The 14,585-nt window shown below is 38.4% G+C and carries 16 protein-coding genes; all 16 read left to right on the top strand.

The genetic code is table 11. The features are described 5' to 3' along the window. Positions 1-25 precede the first annotated feature (25 nt). The 16 genes from smc (at position 26) to ylqF (ending at position 14,556) form a co-directional block, all read left to right on the top strand. Positions 26-3,592 (top strand): chromosome segregation protein SMC, encoded by a 3,567-nt coding sequence (smc, locus tag GGQ84_RS06065; protein ID WP_429160531.1) that lies wholly within the window; start codon positions 26-28, stop codon positions 3,590-3,592. A 25-nt stretch (positions 3,593-3,617) separates the two neighbouring features. Next, positions 3,618-4,559 (top strand): signal recognition particle-docking protein FtsY, encoded by a 942-nt coding sequence (gene ftsY, locus GGQ84_RS06070; protein WP_429160534.1) that lies wholly within the window; start codon positions 3,618-3,620, stop codon positions 4,557-4,559. 5 nt (positions 4,560-4,564) lie between these two features. After that, the gene (gene mtnP / locus GGQ84_RS06075) at positions 4,565-5,356 is read left to right on the top strand and encodes an S-methyl-5'-thioadenosine phosphorylase (protein WP_429160537.1); all 792 of its coding nucleotides are present in this window, start codon (positions 4,565-4,567) and stop codon (positions 5,354-5,356) included. Between the two features lie 16 nt (positions 5,357-5,372). Next, positions 5,373-6,407: an S-methyl-5-thioribose-1-phosphate isomerase gene (gene mtnA / locus GGQ84_RS06080; protein ID WP_429160540.1), complete on the top strand. Its 1,035-nt coding sequence runs from the start codon at positions 5,373-5,375 to the stop codon at positions 6,405-6,407. 5 nt (positions 6,408-6,412) lie between these two features. Further along, positions 6,413-7,060, top strand: a complete 648-nt coding sequence (locus GGQ84_RS06085; RefSeq protein ID WP_429160543.1) for a class II aldolase/adducin family protein — start codon at positions 6,413-6,415, stop codon at positions 7,058-7,060. Between the two features lie 24 nt (positions 7,061-7,084). After that, complete coding sequence (locus GGQ84_RS06090) at positions 7,085-8,377, top strand: amidohydrolase (protein WP_429160546.1); 1,293 nt, start codon at positions 7,085-7,087, stop codon at positions 8,375-8,377. Positions 8,378-8,456: 79 nt separating this feature from the next. Then, positions 8,457-8,816, top strand: a complete 360-nt coding sequence (gene ylxM, locus GGQ84_RS06095; protein ID WP_429160548.1) for a YlxM family DNA-binding protein — start codon at positions 8,457-8,459, stop codon at positions 8,814-8,816. 38 nt (positions 8,817-8,854) lie between these two features. Beyond that, positions 8,855-10,210: a signal recognition particle protein gene (ffh, locus tag GGQ84_RS06100; RefSeq protein WP_429160551.1), complete on the top strand. Its 1,356-nt coding sequence runs from the start codon at positions 8,855-8,857 to the stop codon at positions 10,208-10,210. Positions 10,211-10,260: 50 nt separating this feature from the next. Beyond that, positions 10,261-10,527 (top strand): 30S ribosomal protein S16, encoded by a 267-nt coding sequence (gene rpsP / locus GGQ84_RS06105; protein WP_429160554.1) that lies wholly within the window; start codon positions 10,261-10,263, stop codon positions 10,525-10,527. 20 nt (positions 10,528-10,547) lie between these two features. After that, entirely contained in the window at positions 10,548-10,778 is a 231-nt protein-coding gene (locus tag GGQ84_RS06110; RefSeq protein ID WP_429160557.1) for a KH domain-containing protein, read from the top strand. A 74-nt stretch (positions 10,779-10,852) separates the two neighbouring features. Beyond that, entirely contained in the window at positions 10,853-11,368 is a 516-nt protein-coding gene (rimM, locus tag GGQ84_RS06115) for a ribosome maturation factor RimM (RefSeq protein ID WP_429160560.1), read from the top strand. Between the two features lie 13 nt (positions 11,369-11,381). Continuing rightward, the gene (trmD, locus tag GGQ84_RS06120; RefSeq protein WP_429160562.1) at positions 11,382-12,116 is read left to right on the top strand and encodes a tRNA (guanosine(37)-N1)-methyltransferase TrmD; all 735 of its coding nucleotides are present in this window, start codon (positions 11,382-11,384) and stop codon (positions 12,114-12,116) included. Beyond that, positions 12,113-12,679, top strand: a complete 567-nt coding sequence (locus GGQ84_RS06125; protein ID WP_429160565.1) for an RNA methyltransferase — start codon at positions 12,113-12,115, stop codon at positions 12,677-12,679. Before trmD ends, GGQ84_RS06125 begins: the two co-directional genes overlap by 4 nt. A 108-nt stretch (positions 12,680-12,787) precedes the next feature. Then, positions 12,788-13,126: a 50S ribosomal protein L19 gene (gene rplS, locus GGQ84_RS06130; protein WP_429160567.1), complete on the top strand. Its 339-nt coding sequence runs from the start codon at positions 12,788-12,790 to the stop codon at positions 13,124-13,126. A 60-nt stretch (positions 13,127-13,186) separates the two neighbouring features. After that, a complete protein-coding gene (gene lepB, locus GGQ84_RS06135) occupies positions 13,187-13,702 on the top strand; it encodes a signal peptidase I (RefSeq protein ID WP_429160570.1) in 516 nt (171 codons plus the stop codon). 2 nt (positions 13,703-13,704) lie between these two features. Further along, the gene (gene ylqF, locus GGQ84_RS06140; protein ID WP_429160573.1) at positions 13,705-14,556 is read left to right on the top strand and encodes a ribosome biogenesis GTPase YlqF; all 852 of its coding nucleotides are present in this window, start codon (positions 13,705-13,707) and stop codon (positions 14,554-14,556) included. Positions 14,557-14,585 lie beyond the last annotated feature (29 nt).

Below are 14,585 nucleotides of genomic sequence, written 5' to 3' on the forward strand. Positions count from 1 at the left end.
ACAGAAAAAGGAAAGGATGTATCCTGTGTATATCAAGAGAATTGATATTCAAGGTTTTAAATCATTTGCAGATAAGGTAAAGCTTTCATTGGCACCAGGAATTAGCATTGTAGTTGGACCTAATGGCAGTGGTAAAAGCAATATTTCTGATGCCATCAGATGGGTTTTAGGTGAGCAAAGTGCTAAAAGTTTAAGAGGAGCTAAAATGGAGGATATTATATTTTCAGGCAGCTCTAAAAGACGCCCTGTAGGTATGGCAGAGGTAGCGCTAACCTTTGATAATAGCGATGGTCTTTTGAATATAGATTATAACGAGGTAACAGTTACACGCCGCCTATACCGATCTGGTGAGAGTACATTTTTTATAAACAAGAGAGCTTGTAGGTTGAAGGATCTACATGAGTTGTTTATGGATATAGGTGTAGGGAAGGAAGCCATATCAATTATTGGCCAAGGCAAGGTCGAAGAAATACTGAACTCAAAGCCTGAAGAACGCAGGAGCATTATAGAAGAAACTGCAGGTATTATAAAATATCGCAATAGAAAAAGGGAAACATTAAAAAAGCTCGAGGTTACTAAACAACACCTGCAGCGGGTTAGAGATTTGATATCAGAAATTGAGGAACAAAAAGATCCTCTGAAAAATGAAGCGATACGTGCGGAACAATATATTTTATATAAAAGTGAGCTGGATTGCTTAGAAATCGGATTAGCTGTGGAATTGGTAGAGAAATTAGAGAAAAAAATTGAGCAAGTTGAATTAATGCTGGATAAACAGAAGAGTGAAGGGATAAGATTAAATACTGAAATAGCAACTCTAGAATCTAGAATAGAAGATATACAAGCTAGCTATAACAGAAAGAGTGAAGAATACAATGGGCGACAGAAAAATGTCTATGAAGTTATAAATAAAATTGAGAGACTTGAGACAACTGCAAGTAATAGTCGTAGCAGAGTCTTTGAGTACCACCAATACATAGAAAACTTAAATAATGAAATTAGCCTATTGACTGCAAAAATCAATGAGATATTTGAAGCAGAAGAAGCTCTATCAGTTGAGCAGAAGCAAATTAAAGAAAAATTAAATAGTAAAGAGTTGGGAGCGGAAAAGCTTAATCAAAGATACAAAGAAATCAACCAAGAATACCGTCAGTGCGAGGAACTCTTAGAGGAAAGTAATAGCAAGATATTCGAGTTAAAGAGTAAAACAATTGAGAGCCAAAACAAACAAGAAGCTCTAAAGGAGCAAATAGACCGCTCTGTGCTCCAATTAGATGAGTACCAGCTAAAATCTGAGAGATTGTTGACTAAACAACAGGACTTGAAAAATCAAAGGGAAGACAAACAACAAACAATTAATCAGATAACTGTTCAAATCCAGGATACAGAAGGAAAAGTTGAAGAGGATAAAGTTAAAGCACAGCAATTAAAGACTACAAATGAGAGTTTTCTCCACAAGCTAGGAACTATTGAAAAAAATATTAATGAAAAAGAATCTAGGATTAAGTTTTTAGAAGAACTAAAGGAAAACATGGAAGGATACGCAAATAGTATCAAAAGATTAATTCAGGCAAAGCGTCAAGGAAATCAAGAATTAAAAGAGGTAGAGGGAGTTATTGGCGAATTAATAAAGGTCAAGCCTCAGCACCAAAAGGCCATTGAAGTTGCATTAGGTGGAGCAGTACAACACGTGGTAACCACAACAGATACAGGAGCTAAGAGGGCAATTTCTTACTTGAAGCGGGAACGGGCAGGAAGGAGCACTTTTCTTCCGCTAAATACTATAAGACCAAATAAGATTACTTTGCCTGACCAAGTGAGGAGTGATCAAGGTTTAGTAGCAATTGCGTCTCAGTTAGTAGAATGCGATTCACGGTTTCAAAAGGCCATAGAATATATCCTAGGTAGAGTAGTAGTAGCTCAGGATTTAGATGCGGCTAATAAGCTAGCAAAACTACTTGATTATAAAACAAGAATAGTAACCCTGGAAGGAGAAGTAATTAATCCTGGTGGTTCTATGACTGGGGGAAGCTTTAAAAGTAAAACTAATAGTATTTTGAATAGGGATGAAGATATTAAATCGTTGCAGCTAGAAGTGAAAGACCTTCTAGAAGTTTTTTCTAATTATAAAAAAGAATTAAGGGAAGTAAATACAAAAAGTGAAAAGTTAAATGAGTATATAGAGGAGATTGAGAATAAAAAGCAGGACTTGAGGATAAAGTTACATGAATACAATAAGGATATGGATCAAATTGTACTAGAAGCAAAGAATTGTGATGAAGAAATTAGAATTATAAATGCTAACAAAGTGAATCTTGAGCAGGAAATAAAGCGGCAAAGAGAAGAAATAGATTATTTGAATAAAAAAAGAAACAAGCTCCTTGAGGAAGAACAATCTAAGAATAAACAAGTGGAAGAGATAAAGAGTAAGTTAATAGGTTTAAAGCAACAAGAAGAACTTATCAATAAACAGTTAACTGAAGCTAAAGTGGGGGATGCAACATTAAAGCAAACTGAGATAGGCATCAGTCAAAAATTAAATGAAATTAAAGATAAAAGAGATGAGGTTAATAAAAGTTTAGAGGATAAAAAAGCAGAACTAGAAGCCATGTTGGCTAAAATGAATAAAACAGCTGATGAATTGGAAGAAGCTATAATAGAATTGGAAAAAGCTTTAAATAAAAAGAGCACTATCTCTCAGTTTATGGATAACCTTAGAGATAGTCTTGAAACTGAAAAAGAAAAGCTTGAACAGAACAGTAATAGGGTTAAGCTACTAACTAAAGAGTTAAAGTTGGTTCAAGAAAGTGAACATAAGTTAGATATACAAGTGACAAAACTAAGATCTGACAAGGAAAATCAAATTAGTCGCCTAAAAGAGTACTTTGACTTCACATATTTTGAGAGTAAGGATAGTGCCCAGTGTATTTTAAATAAAAGAGAAGCGGCTAAAAGGGTGAAAGAGCTAAAACAAAAAATTGATCAGCTGGGGCAGGTTAATCTAGGTGCAATCGAGGAGTATAATCGATTAAATACCAGGTATGACTTTTTGTCAAAGCAAGTAGCTGATTTGGATGAAGCAAAAAGTGTTTTAGAAGATGTGATTAAGGAAATGGATATCATAATGACAAAGCGCTTTGGCAAAGCTTTTGCAGAGATTAATAAAGAATTAAGTAAGGTTTTTTCCGATTTATTTGGCGGCGGACAAGCTGAATTAGTCTTAACAGAAGAGGACAACCTGTTGGAGACAGGTATCGAAATTAATGCTCAACCGCCGGGCAAAAAGCTGCAAAACTTGTCTCTGTTATCCGGAGGGGAGCGCGCATTAACTGCTATTGCATTACTTTTTGCGATTTTGAAAGTAAAACCTAGTCCCTTTTGCATTCTCGATGAGATTGAGGCATCATTAGATGAGGTCAATGTGAGCAGATTTGCTGATTTTCTGCAAAGGTTTTCAAGTAAAACTCAGTTTATTGTAATTTCACATCGCAGGGGTACCATGGAAGTGGCTGATGTTCTGTACGGTGTGACCATGAAAGAATCTGGTGTTTCAAGTTTAGTTTCAGTTAAAGTTACTGACGAAGCTATCTAATATAAAAATGGAGGTAGAAATAACTATGAGTTTCTTTAAAAAGTTAAAAGAAGGTTTGACTAAGACAAGAAAAGGACTTTCGGACAAAGTAACTGAATTAATTACAGGGTATAAAAAAATAGATGAAGAATTCTTTGAGGAACTAGAAGAAATCTTTATTCAAGCTGACGTTGGTGTAAATACATCTGTGGCTTTGGTAGACAGGTTGCGAGAGCGGGCAAAAGAAGAAAAAATTGAAGATACAAGCAAGGTAAAAGGGCTGTTACAAGAGGAAGTAGCAAAAATGCTAAGGGCAGATGAGGCTAGCTTAAACATAGAAAATGAAGGTTTAACAGTAATAGTAGTGGTAGGAGTAAATGGTGTAGGAAAAACTACCACTATAGGAAAGCTGTGCAATCACTTGAAATCTGAGGGGAAAAGGGTCATCATGGCAGCAGGAGATACATTTAGAGCTGGAGCAATAGATCAACTAGAGGTATGGGGAAACCGAATCGGGGTTGATGTAATTAAACACTCTGAGGGTTCAGATCCAGGTGCAGTTACGTACGATGCTATTCAGGCTGCCAAATCTAGAAAATCTGATGTATTAGTAGTAGATACAGCAGGTAGATTGCAGAATAAGACAAACTTAATGGAAGAACTTAAAAAAGTAAGAAGAGTTGTGGAACGAGAGGTTGAAGGAGCGCCTCATGAGGTCTTACTGGTACTAGATGCTACTACTGGACAGAATGCAATTTCACAGGCAAAGATCTTTTCTGAGGCTGTAAACGTAACAGGGATTGTTTTGACTAAGTTAGATGGAACAGCTAAAGGTGGGGTAGTACTTGCTATTAACTCAGAGTTAGAAATACCAGTTAAGTATATTGGGATAGGCGAAAAGGTAGAGGACTTGAGACCTTTTAATGCCCAAGATTTTGGAGCGGCGCTTTTTGATGATGCACTAACTAAAGAAGAGGGAGAGGAATAATTAAGATGGAAGCTACTGTCGGTATAATTGGGGGAACTGGGGTTTATGATGCTAGTGTTTTGGAAGATGTGAAGCAAGAGCCCATTTTAACCGATTACGGTGAAGTGGTTATTCAGTTTGGTACATATCAGGGCAAGCGGGTGGCTTTTTTAGCCCGTCATGGGGTAGGCCACACACTCCCTCCCCACTTGATAAACTACAGGGCTAATATCCAGGCACTAAAGCAAGTTGGAGTTCAAAAGATTATAGCTACAGCAGCTGTGGGTTCTCTTAATGAGGAATTAAGGCCTGGTCAGTTCATTTTAATAGACCAGTTTATAGATTTCACAAAGAGCAGGGCAAGCACCTTTTATGAAGGGGGAGAGCAGGGAGTGGTTCATGTGGATATGACAACCCCTTATTGTACTGCTTTGACTGCTGAACTCAAAGGGGTAGCTAGTAAAGCTAAAGTAGATATTGGGGTAGGAGGTACCTACGTTTGCACGGAAGGTCCTAGGTTCGAAACCCCGGCAGAAATTAAAATGTATGCCCAGCTGGGCGGAAACTTAGTTGGAATGACCAGTGTGCCAGAAGTAGTATTGGCTAGAGAAGCTCAAATGTGCTATGCAACTGTGGCTATGGTTACAAATTATGCCGCTGGTATATCTCAAAGCCCGTTAACCCATAAAGAGGTAGTAGAAACAATGGATAGTAATCGGGAAAAATTTAAGAAGTTTATTATGGAGGCTATTTCGAGCATTACAGAAGAGCGACCTTGCTCTTGCAGTAAAGCCATTGATGAATTAGGTAAGTTTTAGTGAAAGGGGAAATAAAATGGATACAATGCGCTGGAATGGAGAAAGTTTGGAACTAATAGATCAAACTAAACTACCTGTAGAGGTTAAATTTGAACAATGTAAAAATTACATTCAAGTTGCCGAAGCAATAAAGGGAATGGTTGTGCGCGGTGCACCTGCAATTGGTATTACAGCTGCTTACGGAATTGTATTAGCTGCTAAAGAGGCTATCCAGATGGATAGCCGATCCTTTTATGCCCATATGGAAAAGGCAATTCAGGAACTAGGGTCAACTAGGCCAACAGCTGTAAATCTATTTTGGGCAATAAAAAAGATGCAGGCGAAGCTTGATCAGTGTAAAGGTCAAGCCAATAGTGAAATTGTTAAGGAATTAGAAAGAGAGGCCCAAGCTATTCATAAAGATGATCTGAGAATGAATGAGAACATTGGCAGTTATGGCAATGAATTAGTTCCCCATCAGGCTAGAATTCTCACTCATTGTAATGCTGGAGGGTTAGCAACAGCAGGCTATGGAACTGCTTTGGGGGTAATAAGAGCTGCTCATGAAGCTAGCAAAGAGATTAAGGTATGGGTAGATGAAACTCGCCCTTTGCTACAAGGTTCCAGGCTAACGGCCTTTGAGCTACATCAAGATAAAATAGACGCTACGTTGATTGCAGATAATATGGCTGGATATATTATGCAGCAGGGGTTAGTAGATTTAATTGTGGTAGGTGCCGATAGGATTGCTGCCAATGGAGATGTGGCAAATAAAATTGGCACATACAGCTTAGCTGTTCTAGCAAAAGAGCATGATATACCCTTCTATGTGGCAGCGCCTACCTCAACTATTGACATGGAGCTAGAAAGTGGTAAATACATTCCAATTGAAGAAAGAGATAAAGATGAGGTTCGCTTCGTGTACGAACAACAGATTGCACCTAAAGAAATTAAAGTTTACAATCCGGCGTTTGATGTTACCCCTAATAATTTAATTACAGCAATAATTACTGAAAAGGGAGTATGTAGAGCTCCATACACAGATACTCTTGGAAAACTATTCGAGGAGTGAGCATAGTGGCTGTAGACGAATCTATTATTCGCAGTGAAATAGTGGGTACGGGTAGAAAGTTGGTAGATTTAGGACTAGTTGTAGCTACTTGGGGTAATATAAGTGCCCGATGCCAAAACAATATAATTATTACCCCAAGTGGGACGGACTACTTTACTATAGAGGAACAAGAGCTAGTTACTCTAGCTAATAATGGCCAACAAATAGCAGGTCAATTAAAACCATCTTCTGAGTGGAAAGTACACTGGAATATATATATAAGTCGCAGTGATGTGAATGCAATTGTACATACTCACAGTATATTCGCAACAACCTGTTCCACTCTGGGGGAAGAAATACCCCCGTTAGTTGAGGATATAGCGATGCTTATTGGGGGCGGGATAAGAGTAGCAGAGTATCGCCTTGCTGGAACTGACCAGTTAGCTGAGGTAACTGCAGCGGCGCTAGGGGATCGAAATGGGGTGTTGCTGGCAAATCATGGAGCAGTAGGTGTAGGGGCTAATCTGCGTGAAGCACTGTATGCCTGTATGCTTATAGAAAAGGCAGCTCAGATATACTTGACAGCTAAGCAAGTAGGAGAGCCCAATATAATACCCGAAGAGCATGTTCGAAAGCTAAGAGAGACATATCTCAAATCTTATAGGCAAAAGTGATAAACTATTTGGAGGGATGGCGCAATGAAACTGTTAATAAAAAACTGTACAGTTCTAACTATGGCTAAAAAAGGAGAAATGTTAGAAAATGCCTATGTGGCAATTGAAGATGGAAACATTGTTCAAGTGGGACAGGGTGAATCTGATACAGGATGGGTAGCAGATAGGGTGATTGACGGCGCTGGTGTGGTGTGTATGCCTGGTCTAGTTAATACCCATACACATGCAGCTATGTCTCTTCTCAGAAGCTATGCAGACGATCTTCCCTTAATGGAATGGCTGCAAGAAAAAATATGGCCATTAGAAGCTAAACTGACAACTGATCACGTTTATAATGGGACAAAGCTTGCCGCATTGGAGATGATTAAGTCGGGGACAACATGCTTTGCCGACCAGTACTTTTTTATGAGTGATGTGGGAAAAGCAGTAGAAGAGGCTGGAATGAGAGCAGTATTGGCAAGGGGAATGATTGGCTTGAATCAGAATGCTGATTTGGCTCTGGCGGAAAGTGAGGAATTTATCACAGAGTGGAACGGAGCGGCAAAAGGGAGAATAACAGCTGTGATGGGGCCCCATGCACCATATACTTGTCCGCCTCCATATATGGAAAAAGTATTGAAATTAGCGGAAAAACTAAATGTGGGTATCCATATCCATTTAGCTGAAACAAAATCTGAGGTTAATCAAATTAGAGATGAGTACCAAAAAACGCCTATTGAGCTAGTTAGTGATCAAGGAGTGCTGGATTTCCCTACTATCGCTGCCCATTGCGTTCATCTAACTGATAGTGATATAGACATACTTAAAGCGAAAAATGTAGGAGTTGCCCACAACCCTGAAAGCAATATGAAGCTAGCAAGTGGAATTGCCCCTATAAATAAGCTATTGCAAGCTGGGATAAATGTAGGCATTGGTACTGATGGAGCAGCTAGTAACAACAACTTGGATATGATTGAAGAAATGAGAAGTGCAGCCCTATTGCAGAAAGTAGCAACGGAGGATCCTACTGTTATGGATGCTTATCAAGTCTTACAAATGGCTACAGTGGGAGGAGCTAAGGTACTCAACCTTGATGACAAGATTGGGACTGTTGAAGTGGGAAAAAGAGCTGACCTGATTTTAATCGATTTAAACAAGCCTCATTTACAACCTAAACATAAAGTATATGCTAATATTGTTTATGCGGCTATTGCCAGTGACGTAGACACAGTTATAGTAGACGGGGAAGTAGTGATGGAGAGCAGGGAGGTTAAAACTCTCGATGAAGCAGAGGTTATAGAAGGTGCCAATAGTGCTGTGAAAGAACTTGTAGATTAAAACTTGACAATAACTAAAAAATAGAGTAAAATTCACATCTGTAAAGTATTTTTACTTAACGGCGAATGCGGTGATATTGATGCAGGATATACAAAAAGTCAATCGGCTAAACGTCCTTTTCGATTTTTATGGAGAATTATTAACAGAAAAGCAAAAGGATATTTTTGCACTGTATTATCACCAGGACTGGTCAATGGGTGAGATTGCTGAGTACTACAAAATAAGCAGACCAGCGGTTCATGATTTGTTGAAGCGAGTGGAAAGACAATTACAACAATATGAAGAAAAACTAAAGTTAGTTGACAAATATATTACACTAGACAAGAAACTGATTGAAATAGAAGAACTACTAGGTGAGTACTCAAAGGGTGCTAGTGCTGAAGAGATTACAGTACTTAAAAAGCTGATTAAGGAGATATCCCTTCTGGAAAGGGAGTAGTGGGGTCCAGACATTCTGTCTTATAGGAGGTTTTAATATTGTCTGTTTTTTCGGGACTGGCGGAAAAGCTCCAGGGAACCTTTAAAAAACTAAAGGGTAAAGGAAAGCTTTCAGAAAATGATGTATCTGAAGCTATGCGAGAAGTGAGATTGGCCCTGTTAGAAGCCGACGTAAACTATAAAGTCGTAAAAGACTTTGTAAAGAGAGTAAAAGAAAGGGCTGTTGGTCAGGAAGTTTTGCAGAGTTTGACGCCTGGGCAACAAGTTATCAAAATTGTAAACGAAGAGTTAACTGAAACTATGGGTGGAACCCAGAGTAAAATAAATATGGCGTCGAAGCCACCTACCATTGTCATGCTAGTTGGGCTACAAGGTGCGGGTAAAACAACTACAGCGGGTAAGCTGGCTAACAACTTTAAAAAACAGGGTAAAAGTCCTCTGTTGGTTGCTGGCGATATATACAGACCAGCGGCTATCAAACAATTACAGGTGGTTGGTAAACAAATAGATGTGCCAGTTTTTTCAATGGGTGACAAGAATAGCCCTGTGGATATAGCTAAAGGGGCGATTGAATACGGTGAAAGCTATAATCGGGATGTAATCATTATCGACACAGCTGGCCGACTACACATTAATGAGGAACTCATGAATGAACTGCAAGATATAAAGACAACCGTAGAGCCACATGAAATTTTGCTAGTAGTTGACTCTATGACTGGTCAAGATGCAGTCAATGTAGCAGAGACATTCAACAGTCAGCTGGGTATTGACGGAGTTATTCTAACTAAACTAGATGGAGACACTCGAGGTGGAGCAGCAATATCTGTAAAAGCAGTTACCGGGAAGCCAATTAAGTTTGCAGGGATGGGAGAAAAACTAGATGCATTAGAGCCTTTTCATCCTGAAAGAATGGCATCTAGGGTTCTTGGAATGGGAGATGTCCTTAGCTTAATTGAAAAAGCCCAAGCCAATTACGATGCTGAAAAGGCTAAGGAGCTAGAGCAGAAGCTTCGCAAACAAGAGTTTACACTAGATGACTTCTTAGAACAGTTAGAGCAAATGAAAAATATGGGTCCATTAGATGATATTTTGGGTATGATCCCTGGTATGGGCAATGCTAAGCAGTTAAAGAACTTAAAGGTAGATGATAATCAACTGGTTAAAACAGAAGCTATTATTCAATCAATGACACCAGGAGAGAGAAAAGATCCAGCGATTATTAACGGTAGCAGGAGAAAGCGTATTGCTAGAGGAAGCGGGACTAGGATTCAAGATGTAAACCAGCTTTTAAAGCAATTTAGTCAGACCAAGAAACTGATGAAGCAATTTTCTGATGTAGAAAAAGGTGGCAAAAAGAAGAAAGGCATGTTTTCTCAAATGCCCTTCTTTAAATAAATAGTATTATAAACAGCAGTAATGGAGAAATATAAGGAGGTGAAATTATTATGGCTACAAAAATTCGTCTAAAGAGAATGGGTGCTAAAAAAGCTCCATTTTATAGAATAGTGGTTGCTGATGCTAGAGCTCCTCGAGATGGAAAGTTTATTGAGGAGATTGGATATTACAATCCAGCTGAACAACCTGAATTAATTAAAGTAGATGAAGAAAGAGCACTTAACTGGTTGAGCACAGGTGCGCAACCATCAGATACAGTTAAGACATTGCTTAGAAGATCAGGTGTATGGAAAAAATTCAATGAAGCTAAGAACTAGTTTCATTTAGGAGGGTTTCCATGAAAGATTTAGTGGAACATCTAGCAAAAGCCCTTGTTGATAGGCCTGAAGAAGTAGTTGTTAATAAAGTTGATGGAGAACAGTCTATAGTTTTGGAACTAAAGGTTGCTGCTGATGATATGGGCAAGGTTATTGGAAAGCAGGGGAGGATAGCTAAAGCTATCAGAACTTTAGTCAAAGCTGCGGCTGTAAAAGAAGGTAAAAAAGTTGTAGTAGAGATTATCCAATAGTTTTAGAATAAATACAGGGGCAGAAGCCCCTGTTATTTAGTATTATAGCTATATTGTATTAAGGGGCTGGTTAAATGGTTATGATATCAGTGGGAAAAGTCACCAAACCCCATGGTGTAAAGGGCGAATTAAAAGTAATTCCTCTTACAGACGATACGAATAGATTTAAAGAGTTAAAAGAGGTATTTATGACTCAGGATAAAGTAAACGGTAAAAAGGTTACTATTGAGTCTTATAAGCACTTAAAACAATTTGTTATCTTAAAGTTTAAAGAGTTTGATAATATAAATCAGGTAGAGGAGTTCAGAAATCACTTTATCTGCATACCCGAATCGGAACTGCCCCAGTTGCCTGAGGATACCTTCTATAGGTTTCACTTGATAGGCCTTAAGGTTATAGATGTAAAAGGTAATTACTTAGGGGTAGTTAATGAAATAATTGAAACAGGGGCAAATGATGTCCTATGGTTAAAAGATACCCCTCAAGGTAAGAATATTTTAATACCCGCTATAAAGAGCGTAGTAGTAAAAGTGGACATGGAAGAAAAGGTAATTGTAGTAGATCCACCATTGGGCTTAATAGAAGAATAAGAGGTGAAAACTGGTGAAGGTTGATATTTTGACACTTTTCCCAGAAATGTTTGACAGTCCTTTTTCGGCTAGTATCGTTAAAAGAGCTAGAGAAAAGGGATTAATCACAATTAACTGTACAAATATAAGGGACTATTCGGAGAATAAGCATAAGACAGTGGACGATTACCCCTATGGGGGCGGTGCTGGCATGGTGATGAAGCCAGAGCCTGTTTTTAATGCACTAGAAAAGATGGAGATTCAAAGAGATTCTAGGGTAATAGTATTGTGCCCTGGTGGAGAAACTTTTTCACAACAAAAAGCAGATGAGCTAGCAAAATCACAACACTTAGTTTTTCTCTGTGGACATTATGAGGGGTTTGATGAAAGGATTAAACAGAAATACGTAACAGATGAAATTTCAGTGGGAGATTACATTCTGACTGGTGGAGAGCTCCCGGCTATGGTCATAATCGATGCTGTAACTAGGCTGTTACCAGGTGTGTTGGGAAGTAATGAATCTGCTCAAGATGAATCCTTTGTCACCGGGTTATTAGAGTACCCTCATTACACTAGGCCGGCTAGCTATAAGGGGATGGAAGTACCACAGGTATTGCTTTCTGGAAATCATGAAGAAATTCGCAAGTGGCGGAAGAGAGAAGCTATCCAAAAGACTCTGTTGCGAAGACCTGACCTCTTAGAGAAAGTAGAATTAGACAAAGAGGGCGTAAAAATGTTGAAGGAAGTTAGAGGGGAATTAACACCATGAGTGACAAAACACCTTTTTATATAGCGTTGGTGCACTACCCTGTTTACAATAAAAATATGGAAGTAATAGCTACTTCTATAACCAATTTAGATATTCACGACATATCAAGATCTGCATGTACATATGGTGTGGAAAAATATTATCTAGTTCATCCCAATGAAAATCAACAAAAGGTAACTAGAAATATAATTGAGTACTGGCAGCAAGGTTTTGGGTCTAAATATAACACCGATAGGAAAAGAGCATTCAGTGCTATCAGCTTAAAGAATTCACTGGAAGAAGTGAAAAAAGAAATAAAAGATGTTCACGGGCTAGAGCCAAAGGTAATTGCAACCGACGCTAGAATTTACCCAAACTCTTTAGCTTATCAGGAAATGAAAGCAATGATTAAAGCAGATGAGCACCCATATTTGCTTCTCTTTGGAACAGGATGGGGTTTAGAGGCTAAGGAGCTTGAGGCTGCAGACTACTTTTTAGAGCCTATTTATGGGACAGGAGATTACAATCACTTATCTGTAAGAGCAGCAGCAGCTATAATTCTAGATAGGCTGTTTGGAAGATAATATACTTGTATAAAGACAAAAAACCTGGTATAATATACTTGTTTGCAATATGGGCGGTCCGCTGCTGGGAAATGGCATGAACGTCTTAGGAGAAAGGAGGTAATATACATGGATATCCTTAAGACAATTGAACAAGAGCAAATTAAGAAGGCCCTTCCTGAATTTCAACCTGGAGACACAGTAAAAGTACACGTAAAAGTTGTAGAGGGGACTAGAGAGAGAATTCAGATTTTTGAAGGGGTTGTCATTAAGCGAAAAGGTGGAGGGTTAAGAGAGACCTTTACTGTACGCAGGATTTCATATGGCGTAGCGGTGGAAAGAACTTTCCCTGTACACTCACCTAGAATCGACAAGATTGAGGTTGCTAGAAGAGGTGCAGTAAGAAGAGCTAAGCTATACTATCTAAGAGGTAGAGTAGGTAAAGCTGCTAGAATTAAAGATAGGTAGGACTATAAAGGGACTGATACCGCTCAGTCCTTTTTCCATATTCAGATAAGGAGGAAAAAGATGAGTTCAGCGCGCAGTGTGTTCTTTGAATATGTACAATCCATATTAATAGCAGTAGTACTTGCCTTATTAATTAGAACATTTATCTTTCAGCCATTCTACATTCCATCGGGATCAATGGAGCCTACTCTGCAAGTTAGAGATAGAATTATAGTTAGTAAATTTTATTATAGATTTACTGAGCCAGAGATAGGAGATGTACTAGTTTTTAAATACCCTGTAAATGAAAGTCAAGATTTTATTAAAAGGGTTGTAGGAAGACCTGGTGATGTGGTGGAGTTAAGGGATAGTCAATTGTATGTTAACGACATTATGATTCCAGAGAGTTATATAAAGGAGCCTCATTACGGAGACTTTGGCCCTTTAGAGATAAATGCGGGTGAATATTTTGTCTTAGGGGATAATAGAAATAACAGCAAAGATAGTAGGGATTGGGGGATTGTACCAGAGGATAACCTGGTAGGTAAAGCCCATATTATCTTTTGGCCTTTAAATAGGATTGGTGTAATCGAATAGAGGTGATTTTTTTGGAAACAATTAATTGGTATCCAGGACATATGGTCAAAACCAAAAGATTAATTAAAGAAAATATAAAAGTAATAGATGTGGTTGTAGAAATTATTGATGCTAGAGTTCCTGAGAGCTCCCGCAATCCAGTCTTAAAAGAGTTGATAGGCGATAGACCTTTGTTATTAGTGATAAACAAAGAGGATCTAGCTGATGAAGAAATAACAATGCGCTGGCTTAATTATTATAAAAATAGTGGTCAAGCCGCTGTTGTTGTAAATGCAATAACCGGCAAGGGCTTGAAGCAAATGAAAGCGGAAATACGATCTTTAGCAGAACAAAGGATGAAAGGGAAGTCTTACAAAGCCAATGCTCTACCCCGTGTAATGATAGTGGGCATACCTAATTCTGGAAAATCTAGCTTAATTAATAAGTTAAGTGGTAAAAATGTAGCCAAGACAGGAAACAAACCTGGTGTTACTAGAGGACAGCAGTGGATAAACTTAAAGGAATTTCAACTTATGGATGTTCCAGGCATCTTATGGCCTAAGTTCGAATGCCAGGAAATAGGTTTTAAACTAGCTATTACTGGAGCTATTGGAGACCATGTCTTTGATGTAACGGAAGTTACCATTGGCTTAATGGAACTACTGGCTGCAGAATATAGCCAAACATTAGATGAGAAGTATGGGATTAACTCTTATGGAAAAACAGGATTAGAGTTAGTGGAGATGGTAGGGCGGAAAAGAGGTTGCTTACAGAAGGGTGGGGTAGTAAACCTCCTGAAGGCGTCAGAAATAATATTAAAAGAATTCCGTGCAGGAAAAATTGGAAAAATTACACTAGATCGACCTAAAAATTAATTTTTTTGAAGGTAATATTGGGGAAAAAG

This window comes from Desulfitispora alkaliphila (assembly GCF_050433185.1).
GTDB classification, from domain to species: Bacteria; Bacillota; Desulfitisporia; order Desulfitisporales; family Desulfitisporaceae; genus Desulfitispora; species Desulfitispora alkaliphila.

Bases quoted from the DNA above. Each gene is read 5' to 3' on its own strand.
- ftsY (WP_429160534.1), top strand. From the start codon at position 3,618: ATGAGTTTCTTTAAAAAGTTAAAAGAAGGTTTGACTAAGACAAGAAAA.
- mtnP (WP_429160537.1), top strand. From the start codon at position 4,565: ATGGAAGCTACTGTCGGTATAATTGGGGGAACTGGGGTTTATGATGCT.
- mtnA (WP_429160540.1), top strand. From the start codon at position 5,373: ATGGATACAATGCGCTGGAATGGAGAAAGTTTGGAACTAATAGATCAA.
- GGQ84_RS06090 (WP_429160546.1), top strand. From the start codon at position 7,085: ATGAAACTGTTAATAAAAAACTGTACAGTTCTAACTATGGCTAAAAAA.
- ylxM (WP_429160548.1), top strand. From the start codon at position 8,457: ATGCAGGATATACAAAAAGTCAATCGGCTAAACGTCCTTTTCGATTTT.
- rpsP (WP_429160554.1), top strand. From the start codon at position 10,261: ATGGCTACAAAAATTCGTCTAAAGAGAATGGGTGCTAAAAAAGCTCCA.
- GGQ84_RS06110 (WP_429160557.1), top strand. From the start codon at position 10,548: ATGAAAGATTTAGTGGAACATCTAGCAAAAGCCCTTGTTGATAGGCCT.
- rimM (WP_429160560.1), top strand. From the start codon at position 10,853: ATGGTTATGATATCAGTGGGAAAAGTCACCAAACCCCATGGTGTAAAG.
- GGQ84_RS06125 (WP_429160565.1), top strand. From the start codon at position 12,113: ATGAGTGACAAAACACCTTTTTATATAGCGTTGGTGCACTACCCTGTT.
- rplS (WP_429160567.1), top strand. From the start codon at position 12,788: ATGGATATCCTTAAGACAATTGAACAAGAGCAAATTAAGAAGGCCCTT.
- lepB (WP_429160570.1), top strand. From the start codon at position 13,187: ATGAGTTCAGCGCGCAGTGTGTTCTTTGAATATGTACAATCCATATTA.